Raw genomic sequence first — 13,289 nt, 5'->3', positions numbered from 1 at the left:
GTCCCCACACGTTGGCCGCGAGCGGAGAATTCCAAATGGCCACCAACAGTACGGCAGTGAGACGTACCCAAGAGCCTTCCCAGCCCGGGCAACAGCACCACGTCGCCCCCGCGCCACCTCTCCCTGGGCGTGTAGCCGCAGCGGAACTGCGGCGGTCTGACAAGCCATGCCTGTCGACAACCGTGTGTCCGCGAATGGCCCGTGTCCACACCTACGGTCAGCTGACAGGGCGCGATGCCGGCGAGGGGGTGCTGCTGTGGATGGTCGCCGCGAAGTCGTCGAACGCGGGGGCGACGTGGGTGTGCTCCCGGCCCGGTGCCACGATCTTGCGCGTAGCGGTGATGAACTCCTCGAGGTCGCTCCACGGAATTGTGAGGTCGGCGTGTCCTTGGGGTGAGTCCAGGCTCAGGTGCACCTTGCGGTCGTCGTTGGAGCCGAACAGCTCGTGCGGGTCGCTCCAGATCCGAACGTCGCCGGTGCCGGCTGGGCCAGCAAGGCCGTCGGCGACGAGGTCACGGGCAACGGTCCACGTGACTGGCGGCAATCCGGTGGGGGCGAAAGCGATTTCCACGGCGTACGGGTCGCGGGAGCGGTAGACGAGCTCGGTGGGCACGTCGATGTGCTGCTCGTCGGGGGCGAGCAGTTGCATGTGGGCCCGGGCTCGGAGAGTCGTGCCGGTGTCGGTTGTCTCGGTGGCAAAGCGAAGGCGGTGATCCTTCGGCATCGCACTGGGAAGGGTGTCGCTGCGCGACGTGGGTTTGGCGGAGCTGGCACGGCGACGCTCCGACCTCGCGACCCGGGGCCTGCGCGAAGAACCGGACGGTTGTGGATACCCGTTGTCCGCTCCCAGGCGGGCAGGTGCGGGCAGGTAGCCCCACGAGTGACGCAGTTCATCAAGCAGAAACTCCATGTCCGTCCGAGGCGGCCGGCCGCCTCGTTCGACGATTCCGTCGGCGAACAGCATTAGGGTGCTGCCAGGGCCGGTATCAAGAGCGTCTTGGGACAGGAAGTCGCAGGGAGAATCCGAGGACAGCCCAATGGGCGCCCAAAGTCCTTCGCGGGAACGCGAGATACGCACTGGTCCGTGCACGGTATGCAGCGAAGGAAGAACTGATGCCTCCCTTGCGAGGTCCGTCCATCGGGATTGCCCGTACCACTGGTATGTCGTCGTGTGCGGTTCGTCGTGGTCGGTAAGGCCAGGCTGCTGGAGACGGTTGGGGCGTTCTGGAAGACGAGGTAGCTGTGCCATCCCTGCGGGTGCTGCCTGTCATCGACTGCTTCCACTGACATGTGCCGCCGCAGGTGGAAGGTCTTCTCGTACGTGTCGAGGGCAGCGGGCGGAGGGACTCGGCCTTCGACGCGTCGCAAGGCCAGGAGGGTGCGGACGATCGGGGAGTAGTCGCCGAATGCCTGGGTGTTGGGCAGGGTGAAGTCGATGGAGGGGTACCAGTGCCGCATCTCCGGTTCGGCGCCTGCGCTGAACAGGGACCCGCGGTCGTCGATCTGGACCGAGGTGAGCATCCCCGGGGTGGGAAAGTCGGTCAGGACGGTCGGCTGGTGCAGGTCGGTGGTGTCGACGGTCTCGGCACGGCCGAGCTGGTAGCCGTCGTCGTTGGAGGCCCCGAGGGCCAGGGTCCGGCCGTCCGAGGAGAACCCGGCCGTCCCCACGAGCTGACCGGGTGCGATCTTCACGGGGTCGGTCGAGTAGGACGGATCCGCGGTGTAGTTCGGTTTGGTGACCGGGGCTGGTCTGGCCGGGTCGGTGGTGTCCCATAGCCGCACACCATCCCCGCTGCTGGTGCTACCGACCGCGAGCAGCGGCGGCGCGGGCTGAAGGCCAGCGACAGGGCGTGGCTTTCGTTCCCTCATCGGAGGCGGTACCGGCCCGTACCCCGGGTCCTTCACCGAACGGGTCGCGGCCGAGCGCTTTCGACCAGCCGTACGATGGCGGGGTGGGAAAGCAGAAGACCTTCGAGTACCCCGACGACCTGAAGACCGCACAGCGGGCGCTGGCGGCCGTGCAGGCCGAGCGGCGCACGTTCCTGGCCGCGCTCGGCCCCTGGAACGGCGACCTGGAGACCGCGGGACAGGGCCTGAGCGAGGAACGGCTCGCCGAGTCCGCCCGGCTCGCGGAAGCCGAACGCCAAGCCTCCCACACCGTGTGGGCCGACGCGTACTGGGCCACACTCTCCGGCGAGGACCGGGTAACCGCCCGCTCTCGCCTCAGCCACATCGACAACCCGGCGCCGGCCAACGAGACGGCGTAGCCGCCGACGGCCGGCGTCGGCGCGGACCGGACAGCCAGACAGCGCAGCCGCTGCGTGCCCATCATGAGATCCGACAGCAGCCGCGCCTCCAGGAGCCTTCGTGAACCAAGACCGGTTCGACAGCCCACACGACATCATCCGAATCCCGCCCCAGGACGGCGAGGATCTCTACCCCACCACGGCCGGGCCCGGCCTTGTCCCGCTGCGGGGAGGTCCCCTCGACGGGCGCTTCCTGGACACCACCGGCGTGGACCCCAATGACGCCGAGGAAGGCTTCGCGCTGATCACCAACGGCTGCTCCTACCCGGGCGGGCGCAGCGTCTACGTCCCGGCCCCGGGCCGGCCCGGCACCCTGGTCTGGCGCGGTGACATGCCCTGAGGCTGGCACAGGCTCTCGGGAGGTGCGGGCGGATGTCCCGAAAAGCGGGGGCGGCGGGGCGGGAGCCCGGCGGCATGGTGCAGGAGGAGCACAGACCTGGCCCCGCCCCGTTGTCGCCGCCGCGCGCGGCTGATCGCCGTCCTCACCGCCCTGATCGGCGCCCTCCCCGAAGCGGCCGGCGAGGTGTACCAGCCGATCGCCGCGGCCCCGCCGCGCCAGGGACGGGGCCACGGCCGCCACCTGACTGTGCGTCCGGGTCGGCCTCGCCGCGCCGGTCCTGCTCGACCATGCCCGTCCCGAGAACGACGAGCGGTGGCCCAGCGAGGTCATCCGCGAGCGGCGTGAGTCGGAACTGGCCTACGCGGCGCGGTGCGCGGTGGCCGCCGCCCAGGACCACACCCACCACGACGGCCGGGAAGATCCCATCGGCGACGGGGCGAAAGCTCCGGGGCCAGCCGTGCCGGTGCCGGTCGTCGAACAGGGCGCGGCGATGGATCTCGCGGCCGCCGGCGCCGAGGTCGCCGAACGGTGGCGCGAGACCCCGCGGAGGGCGCCGCGCCGGCCCTGGAACTCACCGCCGGAGGCAAGTTCTCCGCGTGGGAGGTCCTGGACGCGGCGACCGACGAATGCGTGACGGCCGCCCTGCTCCCCCTCCAGGAGGTGCGCACCGCCCCCGGCCCCGACACCGCGGCCGACCGGCGCCTGGACGCCGTCCCCCACCTCGTCCACGCGGTCGAACCCGCCAGCACCGACCTGGACTGAGACAGCGTCCCCGATACCGACGAACAGGCCCTCACCCCGCCCAGACCCGGACAGGACGGAACAGGTGAAGCACCAGCCACCATCACGGCGGCCGGCGCTTCACCTGTTCCCAGGGCACCTGGGCACCGGGGTGCCGATCAGAACCCGCGCGCCGCGCGCCGCACGACGGGCCGGGCGGGCGGGGCCTGTTCCGTGCCCCGCAGCGCGAAGACCGCAGCGCGGGTGCGCTCCAGCCATCCCATGACCCGGCGCAGCGTGGCGGGGTCGAGCTGGCCGGTGAGATCGCGGACGGCCTGGTGGTGGTCGCGGACGTGGACGGCGTCGCTACCGTACGCGGAGGCGCGCCGGCTCCGCGGCTGAAGGAGGCGTGGCGCAGGCGGCCGGGCCCGGGGAGCAGGGGGTGTTCCGCTTGAACAGGCACCGGCCTTGATCTGGGACTCCGTATGCTGAGGCCGGGTCCCTCTCGATTCCAGCGTGAGGAACCCGGCCATTTCCGAGGCGGTGCGATTGATCCGTTCTTGGCCTGGCCTGCGTGTGCCCGGCGGTGGTATCAGCGCCGCCGGGCACACTGGCGGCTAGCGATCGGGCCGGTTCGGTCAGAAGGCGGTGTAGACCCTGTCGACGCTCAGCGGGTAGTCATCCTTGAAGATGAAGTAGTACTGGCCCTTGTCGGTGCGCTCGCCCCAGTCGACGGTGTTGCAGAAGTTGCCGCGGCCGCCGTAGCTCGTGTCGGGGGACCAGGAGATGTCCCTGTCCAGCTCGACGGTGGCCTGTCCGCCTCGGTCGAAGTAGTCCGTCGAACCGTTGTGGTAGCAGCCGCTGAAGTTGACGGTGGTCCAGTTCCGGTCGGCGTGGTTGTCGGTCCACCGGCGGGACTCGAAGTTGTACGTCCAGTTGGTGATGCTGGAGCTCCAGCTTCCCTCGGCGTTCGCGGGCACCGTTCCGGCGAGTGTGGCAGCCGCGATGGTGGCCAGGACGACGCCTGCGCGGCGCCGCATGAATCCAGTGAGCTGCATGTCGCTTCTCCCCTTGCTAGTAGGCGGTGTAGACCGAGTTGACGTCGAGCCGGAAGTCGCTCTTGTGGATGAAGTAGTACTGGCCCTTGTCGGTGCGCTCGCCCCAGTCGACGGTGTTGCAGAAGTTGCCGCGGCCGCCGTAGCTCGTGTCGGGGGACCAGGAGATGTCCCTGTCCAGCTCGACGGTGGTGGGACGGCCGGAGGCGAACCAGCCCGAGTTGTTGTCCGAGCAGCCGCTGAAGCTGACGGTGGTCCAGTTCCCATCGACGTGGTTGTCGGTCCACCGGCGGGACTCGGCGTTGTACCCCCAGTAGGAGATGGAGGAGCTCCAGTCCCCCTCGGCGTTCGCCGGCACCGTTCCGGCGAGCGTGGCCGCCGCGATCGCGGCCAGGACGACGCCCGCGCGGCGCCGCATGAATCCAGTGACCTGCACACTAATCCCTTTCTGTGGGGGCTTCGCCAACCAGCGAAGCCGGCACCCGGGAAGCTCCGGAGCGCCGGATTAATGATGCACACGTACGAGGGCCGAGCGAATGCCTTTCTGAAATTCCTGCTCGGTTGGCCGGTTTTCGCCAATCACTTTGCGGTGCCCAATGGAGCGGAAATTCCAGGTCAAGTCAATTGATCCTGGAGGCTGGTGGAAAATTTACGAACATAGGCGCAAGCTGCATATTGCACTGTGCAATACGATTGGTAATCGAATGGTCGACTTTGTCATGTTTCATGCGATCGGGTTCCCTGAAGTCACTGCGGAGGTGGCGCCCATACGGCATGATCGGACCCGAACTCTCGCCGTAGGTCTCGCGCGCAGGTCATCAGGAGGAGGTCAGTGCAGATCAACAGGCATGAGCACGCTTCCGGTCTCCCTTCGAGGAGGGAGGCTCCGGCATATGCCAGCGGGCCCGGCGTACTCTCCGTCAGCGCATACGCGCCAAAGATCGGCGCGCCGGGGCCTCAGCCCCTCGCACTGGAAGGATGCCGGGAACCCTTGCCGGGAACCTGCGCGCCCTCCCAGTGCGAACGCACGGATATCCAACGTGCGTGCACCGCCCTACAGGCCCGCCCGGGAACCTAGTGGTGTACGTATCTGTCCCAAAGAATGTCCAGTTGACTGGACCCTCCCCGCCTCTCCCCAGCTCGAACGCATAGCGGATCGGTGATTATGCCTGTTCAAGTAACTGACTGTTCCTTCGGCTACCGCAAGGGGTCCCGAGTCCTGGAATCCTTCAGCCTCAGCCTGGGCTCCGGGTGCAGTGTCCTGCTCGGTCCGAACGGCGCGGGCAAGTCGACCCTGCTGGGCCTGATCGCCTCCTCTCTCAGGCCCGAGTCCGGCCGCATCACCCTCGACGGCCTGGACACCCGCAGGTCCAAGGACCTCAAGGCCTACCGCCGGAAGGTCGCCTGGCTCCCCCAGCAGGTGCGGCCGGTAGCCGGCCTACGGGTACGGGAACAAGCGGCCTACGCGGGCTGGCTCAAGGGCATGTCGCGCAGCGAAGCCTGGGACCAGTCCGAAGAAGCCATCCGCAAAGTCGGGCTCGCCTCGCTCGCGGACCGGCGCAGTGGGGAGCTCTCCGGTGGACAGTTACGGCGCCTGGGGATCGCCCAGACCCTGGTGCACGGCGCCGAGATCGTGCTTCTGGACGAACCCACTGCGGGGCTTGACCCGGTCCAGCGCGGAGTCTTCCGGGACCTGATCGGCGAGCTGCGCCACCTGACGAGTTTCCTCGTCTCCACACATCAGACCGAGGACCTGGCCGAGATCTATGACTCGGTCGTCGTCCTCGACCAGGGGCAGGTACGCCACCAAGGGCCCATCGAGACCTTCCTGGCGCTCGCGCCGAACACCGTCTCCGCGGAGCGGCGCGCCGAAAGCGCCTACGCCGGCATCGTCACCGGGGAGGTGTGACCATGCCCTGGCGCAGCATCATCCGGATCTCATCGGCCCTGCGGGCAGCACCTGTCCTGCTCGTGTGGATCGCGATGTACAGCGGCAACATGGCCGACTGGGTCACCGACGGCTACTGGCCTTCCGTCACCGCCCAGAGCAGCTTCCTGCTCAACTTCACCGCACCCGCCGTCGCGGCGTGCGGGGCCTGGGAAGGCCTCAAGGTACGCCAGTCGGCCGTCCTCGGTACCGCGCCCACCCGTTCCGCCGCCGTCATCGCCCTCTCTGTGCTGGCCCCCACCCTGGCCCTCGGCACGCTGTCCGTCCTGGCCGCCCTCGCCCTGTTCGTGCCGCAGGCCGGCGGCCTTCCAGGCTGGTCCGTCCCCGTCATCGTCCTCCTGGAGCTGCTGGTCGTCCTCGCGCACACCGTGGCCGGCTACGTCCTCGGGCAGATGCTGCCGCGGCTGCTCGCCGTACCCCTGACCCTCATCGCCGGCTTCCTGTGGATGGCCTACCCGTCGACCCTCGACGCCTTCTGGGTCCGCCAGCTCAACGGACGCAACCTCACCGAGTGCTGCGCTCTGGACCAGGTGCCGACCACCCGAGCGGTCCTCGCACCGGCCGTCGTGGCTGTCGGAATGGTGGGCGCCGCCTGGATCTGGACGAGGCTGCGCGGGAACAACCGGCTCACCGCGGTCCTGGCGTTGGCGGCCACGACAGCCGCAGGCGCGTGGATCGCCGCGCCGCTCGGCTACCGCGCGGCGCAGGCACGCCCGGAAAGCGAGCAGACCTGCGCCACGACAACGCCGCGGGTGTGTCTGTGGCCCGAGCAGAAGGCCGACGCCACCCGCATCACCGGCTGGGCGACCGAGGCCCAGCAGCGCCTGAACGCCGTGGGCCTGACGCAGACCGCGACGGTGTCACCGCTCTCCGCCAAGCCCAGCAAGGACGAGGTGCAGTCACTCGTTGCACTGGGATACATCCCCAACCGTGCTCCGGACTGCGCCAAGGAGCCGTTCGCCCGCTGGCTCGGCTCGGAGGCTGTCGCCCCCCTGTCGTCCTGGCTGAAGCTCACGGCCGGAGTCACCCCCAGCACGGTCGAAGGCCGCTACCGACCGCAGGAAGTTCAACTCGCCCGCCGGGTCATGGCGCTCCCGCAGGCCGAACAGCTCACATGGTTCCGGAAGAACGCGGACACCGTGGGCCGCTGCGACGTCAGGCCGGTTCTGGACCCGGCGCAATACCACCAGCCGGGCGCGTCCTCCCTCCAGGCGCCCCGATGATCTGGTGGCTGCGCATCAGGTACGTTCCCGCCGTCGCCGTCGGTCTGCTCGCCTGCATCCTGCTCGGCAGCGGCGCCGACTCCGTGACGGTTCCCATTCCGGTGGTGATCGGCGGGCTGACGTTCGACCTCCCCATGTCCTCGCTCCTGCCCCTGGTACCCGTCTGCCTGATCCTGGAGGGCCAGGCCCGCGCCGACGGCGTCGCGGAGCGCGTGGCGGTCCGCGCCATGGGCGGATGGGACGCGGCCTTCATGGCCGCATGCGTCCTGTCCTGCACACTGGCCGCCGCCGTGGCATCCATGGCGGGCGCGGGCAGCGCCACCAGCGCTCTGGCCCGGGACTTCGCCGGCTACCTCGGCCTCGCCCTCATCGTCCGCCGGCTCGCGGGAGCCCGCGTCGCCACGGTGACCACCGCGCTGTTCCCCTTCCTGTGCGTCTCCTTCGGCCTGGTACACAACAGACCCGGCATCTGGGCCTGGCCGCTGCACGACGCGAACTCAGTCCCCGCCGTCCTGCAAGCCCTGTTCCTGCTCACCACCGGAGGTCTGTCGCTCCTCCTCCCCCCGCCGCGCCGGCACACCGATGTCGAGGGCGAATGACACTCCGACCGTGTTCGGTCCCCGCGCGGGCGACGCACTGCATGCGCCTGCGCTGACCTGGCAATCTCCTCATGGTGGGGGCGGCCGCGGGTGGCGCCCGCTCGAACTGCCAGCCCTGCGGCGGCTCGTACGAGGGGCCCTGGCGAAGAATCACCGCCCGGCAGACCCCTCGGGGCGCCTGCGGCTGGAGCCCTCGGGAAATCACGCCTGGCGAGGTCGTCCAGAGCCGGGGCAGGGTCGAGCGCGTCGGAGGGGGCACTGGAGATGCGGAGGCCGGTCAGGCGCAGCAGGCGGTCGTAGAGGGTGGTGCCGGTGTGGTCGAGGGTGGTGATGCGGGCGGCGGCCGGGTGGCGGGGTTGCCTTTCGCGGTGGGCTCGCCGGGGGTGTAGGTGACGGCGAGGACGGCCAGGTGCTCGTCGGCTAGGAGCTCGCACATCATCAGCGCCCTGTCCGGGCTCCACCCCGGCGAGTGGATGCCGCTGATCACCCTCTGCGCGATCGCCGCGGCCTTCCGCCCTGCGTGCTCGGCGGCCTGGCGGCCGAGCACGCCCCCGAGGCCGACCGGACTGCCGGCGCCACCCGCGCCTGTCCCTCCCGACGGCCCCGCCGGACAGCTGCGGCGGGACAGCTGCCCAGCGCGGAGCGCAGCGGGCGAGGGAACGCCTTCTACGTCCAGTTGACCGACGAGTTGGCGCCTGTGCCAGTAATTTGCGCTGGCTCAGTGGGTGAAGGTGGCGGTGACGCCGATGGAGTCGGCGCCGGTGGCGGCCTGGTTCCAGGAGCCCCAGCGGCCGGCGTTGTAGTCGCCGTCGATCTCCAGGAGGCGGTTGTTGCCGTCGACGGCGAAGATGTGGTTCACGTTGTTGGCGGCGGCGCTGGCAATGCGCTTGAGGCCGGACCCGGGCATCTTGGTCCAGCCGTTCCACTGACCGCTGTTGAAGTCGCCGTCGGTGTTCGACCAGCTGCCGTCCGGTGCGATGGCGCTCAGGTGCACGATGTTGCCGGACGCGGACGCCGTGACATCCTGCGCGGTGAACGCGTTCGATCCGGCTGTCGACCAGGAACCCCACCTGCCGGCGCAGTAGTCGCCGTCGAGCTCGTTGACCCGGTTGTTGCTGTCGATGGCGAAGATGTGGTTGACGTTGGTGGACGTCGAGGCGCTGGCGACCCGCTTGAAGTTGCCGCCGTGGTCCGTCCACCCGTTCCACCGACCGGCCTCGTAGTCGCCGTCGGAGTTATACAGGTGCCCGTCGGCACCGACCACCACCAAGTGGATGCTGTGGTTGAACGAGGAGGCGGTGATGGAGACGGCCGGCGAGGGGAGAGTCCCGATGTTCGGCTGGAACCAGCCCGACCACTGCTTGTTGCCATAGTCGCCGTCCTTCTCGTACACCTGACCGTCACGGCCGATGGCGAAGATCCGGTTCACCGAGAATGTTGCCGCGCTCGTCACCTCCTTGATCCCCGAGGCCTCCAGGCTGCTCCAGCCGCTCCACGAACCTGCGGAGAAGTCTCCCTCGGCGTTGTGCAGGCTGCCGTCCGGTGCCAGGTTCACCAGGCGGACCGTATTGGCCGGCTGCGGGGACTGCGCGGCGCGGCCGGTGTACCAGCCGGCGTTGTATGCCTGGTCGAGCGGCGCCAGGAAGTTCTGACCCATCAGGGCGTAGCCGGCGTCGTTCGGGTGCAGGCCGTCCGACATCTGTGCGGGCTTGGTGGCCGTGCCCTGACCGGACGGTACCAGCGCCGGAGCGGGGACGTACCTGAAGTGCCGGCCCGCCTGCTGCTCGGTGGCCTCCAGACGTTGGAGGGCAGCGTTGTAGTCCGGGATGTTCCTCGCCATGTCCGGCATGGGGCTGTTCATGCCGGACATGGTCGGGACCAGTCCCTGCATGATGACTGTGACGCCGGGCTGGTCCGCGAAGATCCGGTTCACCAGCCGCTCCGCCTTGGCGGCGGTGTCCGAGCTGCTGGCGTACTGGTTGAGGTCGTTGGCGCCGATGTGCAGCAGCACGACGTCCGGGTGGGTGGCCGCCAGCCATCCGTCGATGTTGTTGCTGATCTGGTCGACCGTGTAGCCTGGATGGCCTTCGTTCGCAGGGTCTGCCATCACGCCGTTCTGCTGCGAGCCGATGTAGTCGATGGCGAAACGCCCTTCGGCGGCAACCAGGTTCTGCAGGGGTCCCCGGTAGCCGTTGCCGGTGCAGCTGTTTCGGCCGTAGGTGATCGAGTCACCCAACGGCAGGACCCGGACCGTCGGCGGGGCTGCCGTCGGGCTGGTGGTCGAGGTGCTTGCGGTAGCGGGGGACGCGGCGATTCCTGCTGCGGCCAGCAGAACGGTGGCCACAGCAAGGGCGGTGGGACGGGTCATGACATGCTCCGGATCTGACACACCAAAGGTGGCGGTGGGGGCCGTACGCAGGGCGCGTACGGCGGACGGCGGATATCGCCCGGTATGGACAGACCGCGCCCGGCAGCCCTGCACGAGGCTCGGGCGCGCCGGGCGCGGTGAGAACGGCGATCACGGCATCGCCGTACGTGGGCTCTTCGGTCAGTGGGTGAAGGTGGCGGTGACGCCGATGGAGTCGGCGCCGGTGGCGGCCTGGTTCCAGGAGCCCCAGCGGCCAGCGTTGTAGTCGCCGTCGATCTCCAGGAGGCGGTTGTTGCCGTCGACGGCGAAGATGTGGTTCACGTTGTTGGCGGCGGCGCTGGCAATGCGCTTGAGGCCGGACCCGGGCATCTTGGTCCAGCCGTTCCACTGACCGCTGTTGAAGTCGCCGTCGGTGTTCGACCAGCTGCCGTCCGGTGCGATGGCGCTCAGGTGCACGATGTTGCCGGACGCGGACGCCGTGACATCCTGCGCGGTGAACGCGTTCGATCCGGCTGTCGACCAGGAACCCCACCTGCCGGCTGCGTAGTCCGCGTCGAGCTCGTTGACCCGGTTGTTGCTGTCGATGGCGAAGATGTGGTTGACGTTGGTGGACGTCGAGGCGCTGGCGACCCGCTTGAAGTTGCCGCCGTGGTCCGTCCACCCGTTCCACCGACCGGCTGTGAAGTCACCGTCGGAGTTGTACAGGTGCCCGTTCGCGCCCACGACGACCAGGTGCACCACGTTGCCGAACGAGGACGCGCTGATCGCCACTGCAGAGGTCGGCAGGTCCCCGGTCGCCGGGTGGAACCAGCCCGACCACTGGCCGTTCCCGTAGTCGCCGTCCTTCTCGTAGATCTGGCCGTCGTCGGTGATCGCGAAGATCCGGTTGACGGAACCGGTGGCCGCGCTGGTCACCTCCCTGACCCCGTAGGCACCCATGTCGCTCCACGAGCTCCACTTGCCCGCCGAGAAGTCACCCTCGGCGTTCTGCAGCCTGCCGTCCGGCCGCAGGTCCACCAACCGCACCGTGTTCGGCTCGCTGGGAGGCGACACGATAGGAGTCTCCATAAAACGGAACAGCTTGGAATCCCCGGCCCAACCCTTCATGCAGGCGGTCTGACCGGAGATCACCTGCACATAGCAAGCCTTACCAGTGTTGTAGAGGTTGGTGTAGTCGCCCCGGAGCGACGCGTACTTCCACCCCTGGTCGGTGTAGTTCCAACCTATGTCACCTTCAGGATGGCATCCTGTGGTGACCACGCCGGCGTAATTGTCCGCGGTCAGACAGAGGCTGGACGTTCCGGCGCCCAGCAGGACGAGCATGTTCGTGATATTGCCCCAGTGCTGCGTGGGTTTGGTTCCGCAAGGGGCTTCGTAGACAGGGTTGATGGCGGACGGCGTGTCGATCACCGCGGTCAGGCACAGGCCGGTCGCCTTGTTCTGGATCTGGTATCCGCCCAAACCGCCCGCTGACGCCGGGGGGCCGGCGACGACGGTGACGCCGACGGCCAGGGCAACGGCACCGATGAAGGCGAGAAGCCTTGATAGCTTTTGCATGAGTCCTCTCGGATGACAGGCGAACGGCCCGTCCGTTGATACGAATACGAGCGTGTCGGTGAGTACCTCGCCAGGGGAACCGCAGATAGGTCAGCGCGGACCTGCGGGGCGCGAGGGAGTCTAGGGCGCGGATATTTGCTGTGTACAGTGATTTCCACGGCACCCATCGTGGCGGTGCTCTCCATGCTCAGCGGCATCGGCGGCAGACTCCCAGAGCGCGGCCGGCTCGAGAGCGGAAGCAGCCGGGACGGGGCCGGGGGTTCCGACCGACTACGGTTCGGCGGGCGCGGAACCGACGGTGTCGTAGGTTCTCAATCCCGGTATCAACCACTGGCACTGTGACATGGGCCTTCTCCGGTTGACTCACGCCATGTCAGACGGACCCCTCATCTTCGTCGGCGGCCACGCCCGCAATACGGCCCTCTACACCGCCGACATCGCGCTCCATCAGACCCGCCGGGCACGGCCCGACTTCGACGCGGCCGTCAACGCCGGCCGCCGAAGCCTCGCATACCTCAAGAACGCGCACTCCGAGCAGCTCGTCCTCTCCCTACACAGCATCGCGAAGTCGCTGGAGCCACACCTGAAGGGGCGCTGCGTGGCCGAGTGCTCGGCAGTGACGAGCGGATCGGCCCTGCCCGCACCCCTGGGCGCCAGCCGCCAGCACGGTGGCCGCCGCTTCGTGTGTCCCGAGGCGCCAAGTACCGGTCAGGGCCCGAAACGGCGCCGTACGACGAGACACACGGGCGGCACGTGCTCCGTGCCGCCGCACAGCGTGAAGGCGGTGGCACGGGTCAGTACAGCTAGCCGACGATGGACCAGCCGGTCCAGCCTGCGCCGGCCGGGTTGGCGATGTGGGCCATGATGCCGTCGGTGCCCTGGCCGAAGACCTCGGCTGTCCTGCTGGCGGGGTTGTAGACCGCGGAGGGGGAGCCGCGGAACTTCCAGCTCCCGGTCATGATCCAGGACGTCCAGCCGGTGGTGCGGCTCCACGTCGCGCGGTACATGGAGCCGTCGGTGCCGGTGGCGAACACGTCGAGGGTGTTGGTGACCGGGTTGTGGACGACGGCCGGTGTGCCGGTGAACTGGCCTGAGGGGTTGAGGGTGAACGGGCCGTGCCAGCCGGCGCCGTCGGTGTTGTAGAGGTGGGCCATGACGCCGTCGGTGCGCAGG

Annotated in this window: 14 protein-coding genes; 6 read left to right on the top strand and 8 right to left on the bottom strand. The window is 68.8% G+C overall.

The features are described from left to right. Positions 1-217: 217 nt before the first annotated feature. A complete protein-coding gene (locus ACZ55U_RS15460) occupies positions 218-724 on the bottom strand; it encodes an SsgA family sporulation/cell division regulator (RefSeq protein ID WP_465526457.1) in 507 nt (168 codons plus the stop codon). Positions 725-963: 239 nt separating this feature from the next. Continuing rightward, positions 964-1,692: a hypothetical protein gene (locus tag ACZ55U_RS15455; RefSeq protein WP_465526455.1), complete on the bottom strand. Its 729-nt coding sequence runs from the start codon at positions 1,690-1,692 to the stop codon at positions 964-966. Between the two features lie 260 nt (positions 1,693-1,952). Here ACZ55U_RS15455 and ACZ55U_RS15450 point away from each other — a divergent pair, with 260 nt between their 5' ends. From ACZ55U_RS15450 to ACZ55U_RS15440, 3 genes are all read left to right on the top strand, one after another. Further along, the gene (locus ACZ55U_RS15450) at positions 1,953-2,267 is read left to right on the top strand and encodes a hypothetical protein (RefSeq protein ID WP_465526453.1); all 315 of its coding nucleotides are present in this window, start codon (positions 1,953-1,955) and stop codon (positions 2,265-2,267) included. A 100-nt stretch (positions 2,268-2,367) separates the two neighbouring features. Beyond that, on the top strand, positions 2,368-2,646 hold the full coding sequence (locus tag ACZ55U_RS15445) for a hypothetical protein (protein WP_465526451.1): 279 nt from the start codon (positions 2,368-2,370) through the stop codon (positions 2,644-2,646). 528 nt (positions 2,647-3,174) lie between these two features. Then, positions 3,175-3,408, top strand: coding sequence for a hypothetical protein (locus ACZ55U_RS15440; RefSeq protein WP_465526449.1), 234 nt, complete (start codon positions 3,175-3,177; stop codon positions 3,406-3,408). Between the two features lie 596 nt (positions 3,409-4,004). Here the strand turns inward: ACZ55U_RS15440 and ACZ55U_RS15435 are convergent. Together ACZ55U_RS15435 and ACZ55U_RS15430 are read right to left on the bottom strand one after the other, a co-directional pair. Next, positions 4,005-4,424 (bottom strand): hypothetical protein, encoded by a 420-nt coding sequence (locus ACZ55U_RS15435; protein WP_465526447.1) that lies wholly within the window; start codon positions 4,422-4,424, stop codon positions 4,005-4,007. Positions 4,425-4,440: 16 nt separating this feature from the next. Continuing rightward, positions 4,441-4,857, bottom strand: a complete 417-nt coding sequence (locus tag ACZ55U_RS15430; protein WP_465526445.1) for a hypothetical protein — start codon at positions 4,855-4,857, stop codon at positions 4,441-4,443. A 729-nt stretch (positions 4,858-5,586) separates the two neighbouring features. On the opposite strand from ACZ55U_RS15430, the gene ACZ55U_RS15425 reads away from it, so the two are divergent. The 3 genes from ACZ55U_RS15425 to ACZ55U_RS15415 are packed head-to-tail and all read left to right on the top strand — an operon-like array spanning position 5,587 to position 8,191. Continuing rightward, entirely contained in the window at positions 5,587-6,330 is a 744-nt protein-coding gene (locus ACZ55U_RS15425; protein ID WP_465526443.1) for an ATP-binding cassette domain-containing protein, read from the top strand. Positions 6,331-6,332: 2 nt separating this feature from the next. Then, the gene (locus ACZ55U_RS15420; RefSeq protein WP_465526441.1) at positions 6,333-7,592 is read left to right on the top strand and encodes a DUF7224 domain-containing protein; all 1,260 of its coding nucleotides are present in this window, start codon (positions 6,333-6,335) and stop codon (positions 7,590-7,592) included. Then, positions 7,589-8,191, top strand: coding sequence for a hypothetical protein (locus ACZ55U_RS15415; protein ID WP_465526439.1), 603 nt, complete (start codon positions 7,589-7,591; stop codon positions 8,189-8,191). Before ACZ55U_RS15420 ends, ACZ55U_RS15415 begins: the two co-directional genes overlap by 4 nt. Positions 8,192-8,468: 277 nt before the next feature. On the opposite strand, the gene ACZ55U_RS15410 is transcribed toward ACZ55U_RS15415, so the two are convergent. From ACZ55U_RS15410 to ACZ55U_RS15395, 4 genes are all read right to left on the bottom strand, one after another. Next, positions 8,469-8,738: a hypothetical protein gene (locus tag ACZ55U_RS15410; RefSeq protein WP_465526437.1), complete on the bottom strand. Its 270-nt coding sequence runs from the start codon at positions 8,736-8,738 to the stop codon at positions 8,469-8,471. Positions 8,739-8,909: 171 nt separating this feature from the next. Next, positions 8,910-10,559: a GDSL-type esterase/lipase family protein gene (locus ACZ55U_RS15405; protein WP_465526435.1), complete on the bottom strand. Its 1,650-nt coding sequence runs from the start codon at positions 10,557-10,559 to the stop codon at positions 8,910-8,912. 180 nt (positions 10,560-10,739) lie between these two features. After that, entirely contained in the window at positions 10,740-12,116 is a 1,377-nt protein-coding gene (locus tag ACZ55U_RS15400) for a hypothetical protein (protein WP_465526433.1), read from the bottom strand. An 803-nt stretch (positions 12,117-12,919) separates the two neighbouring features. Then, the coding region (locus ACZ55U_RS15395; protein WP_465526431.1) for a DUF8189 domain-containing protein at positions 12,920-13,289 on the bottom strand (370 nt) is incomplete at its 5' end.

Source organism: Kitasatospora sp. NPDC034533 (assembly GCF_055575155.1).
This window is presented reverse-complemented; position numbering and strand designations above follow the sequence as displayed.

Bases quoted from the DNA above. Each gene is read 5' to 3' on its own strand.
- ACZ55U_RS15415 (WP_465526439.1), top strand. From the start codon at position 7,589: ATGATCTGGTGGCTGCGCATCAGGTACGTTCCCGCCGTCGCCGTCGGT.
- ACZ55U_RS15435 (WP_465526447.1), bottom strand. From the start codon at position 4,424: ATGCAGCTCACTGGATTCATGCGGCGCCGCGCAGGCGTCGTCCTGGCC.
- ACZ55U_RS15420 (WP_465526441.1), top strand. From the start codon at position 6,333: ATGCCCTGGCGCAGCATCATCCGGATCTCATCGGCCCTGCGGGCAGCA.
- ACZ55U_RS15425 (WP_465526443.1), top strand. From the start codon at position 5,587: ATGCCTGTTCAAGTAACTGACTGTTCCTTCGGCTACCGCAAGGGGTCC.
- ACZ55U_RS15405 (WP_465526435.1), bottom strand. From the start codon at position 10,559: ATGACCCGTCCCACCGCCCTTGCTGTGGCCACCGTTCTGCTGGCCGCA.
- ACZ55U_RS15400 (WP_465526433.1), bottom strand. From the start codon at position 12,116: ATGCAAAAGCTATCAAGGCTTCTCGCCTTCATCGGTGCCGTTGCCCTG.
- ACZ55U_RS15460 (WP_465526457.1), bottom strand. From the start codon at position 724: ATGCCGAAGGATCACCGCCTTCGCTTTGCCACCGAGACAACCGACACC.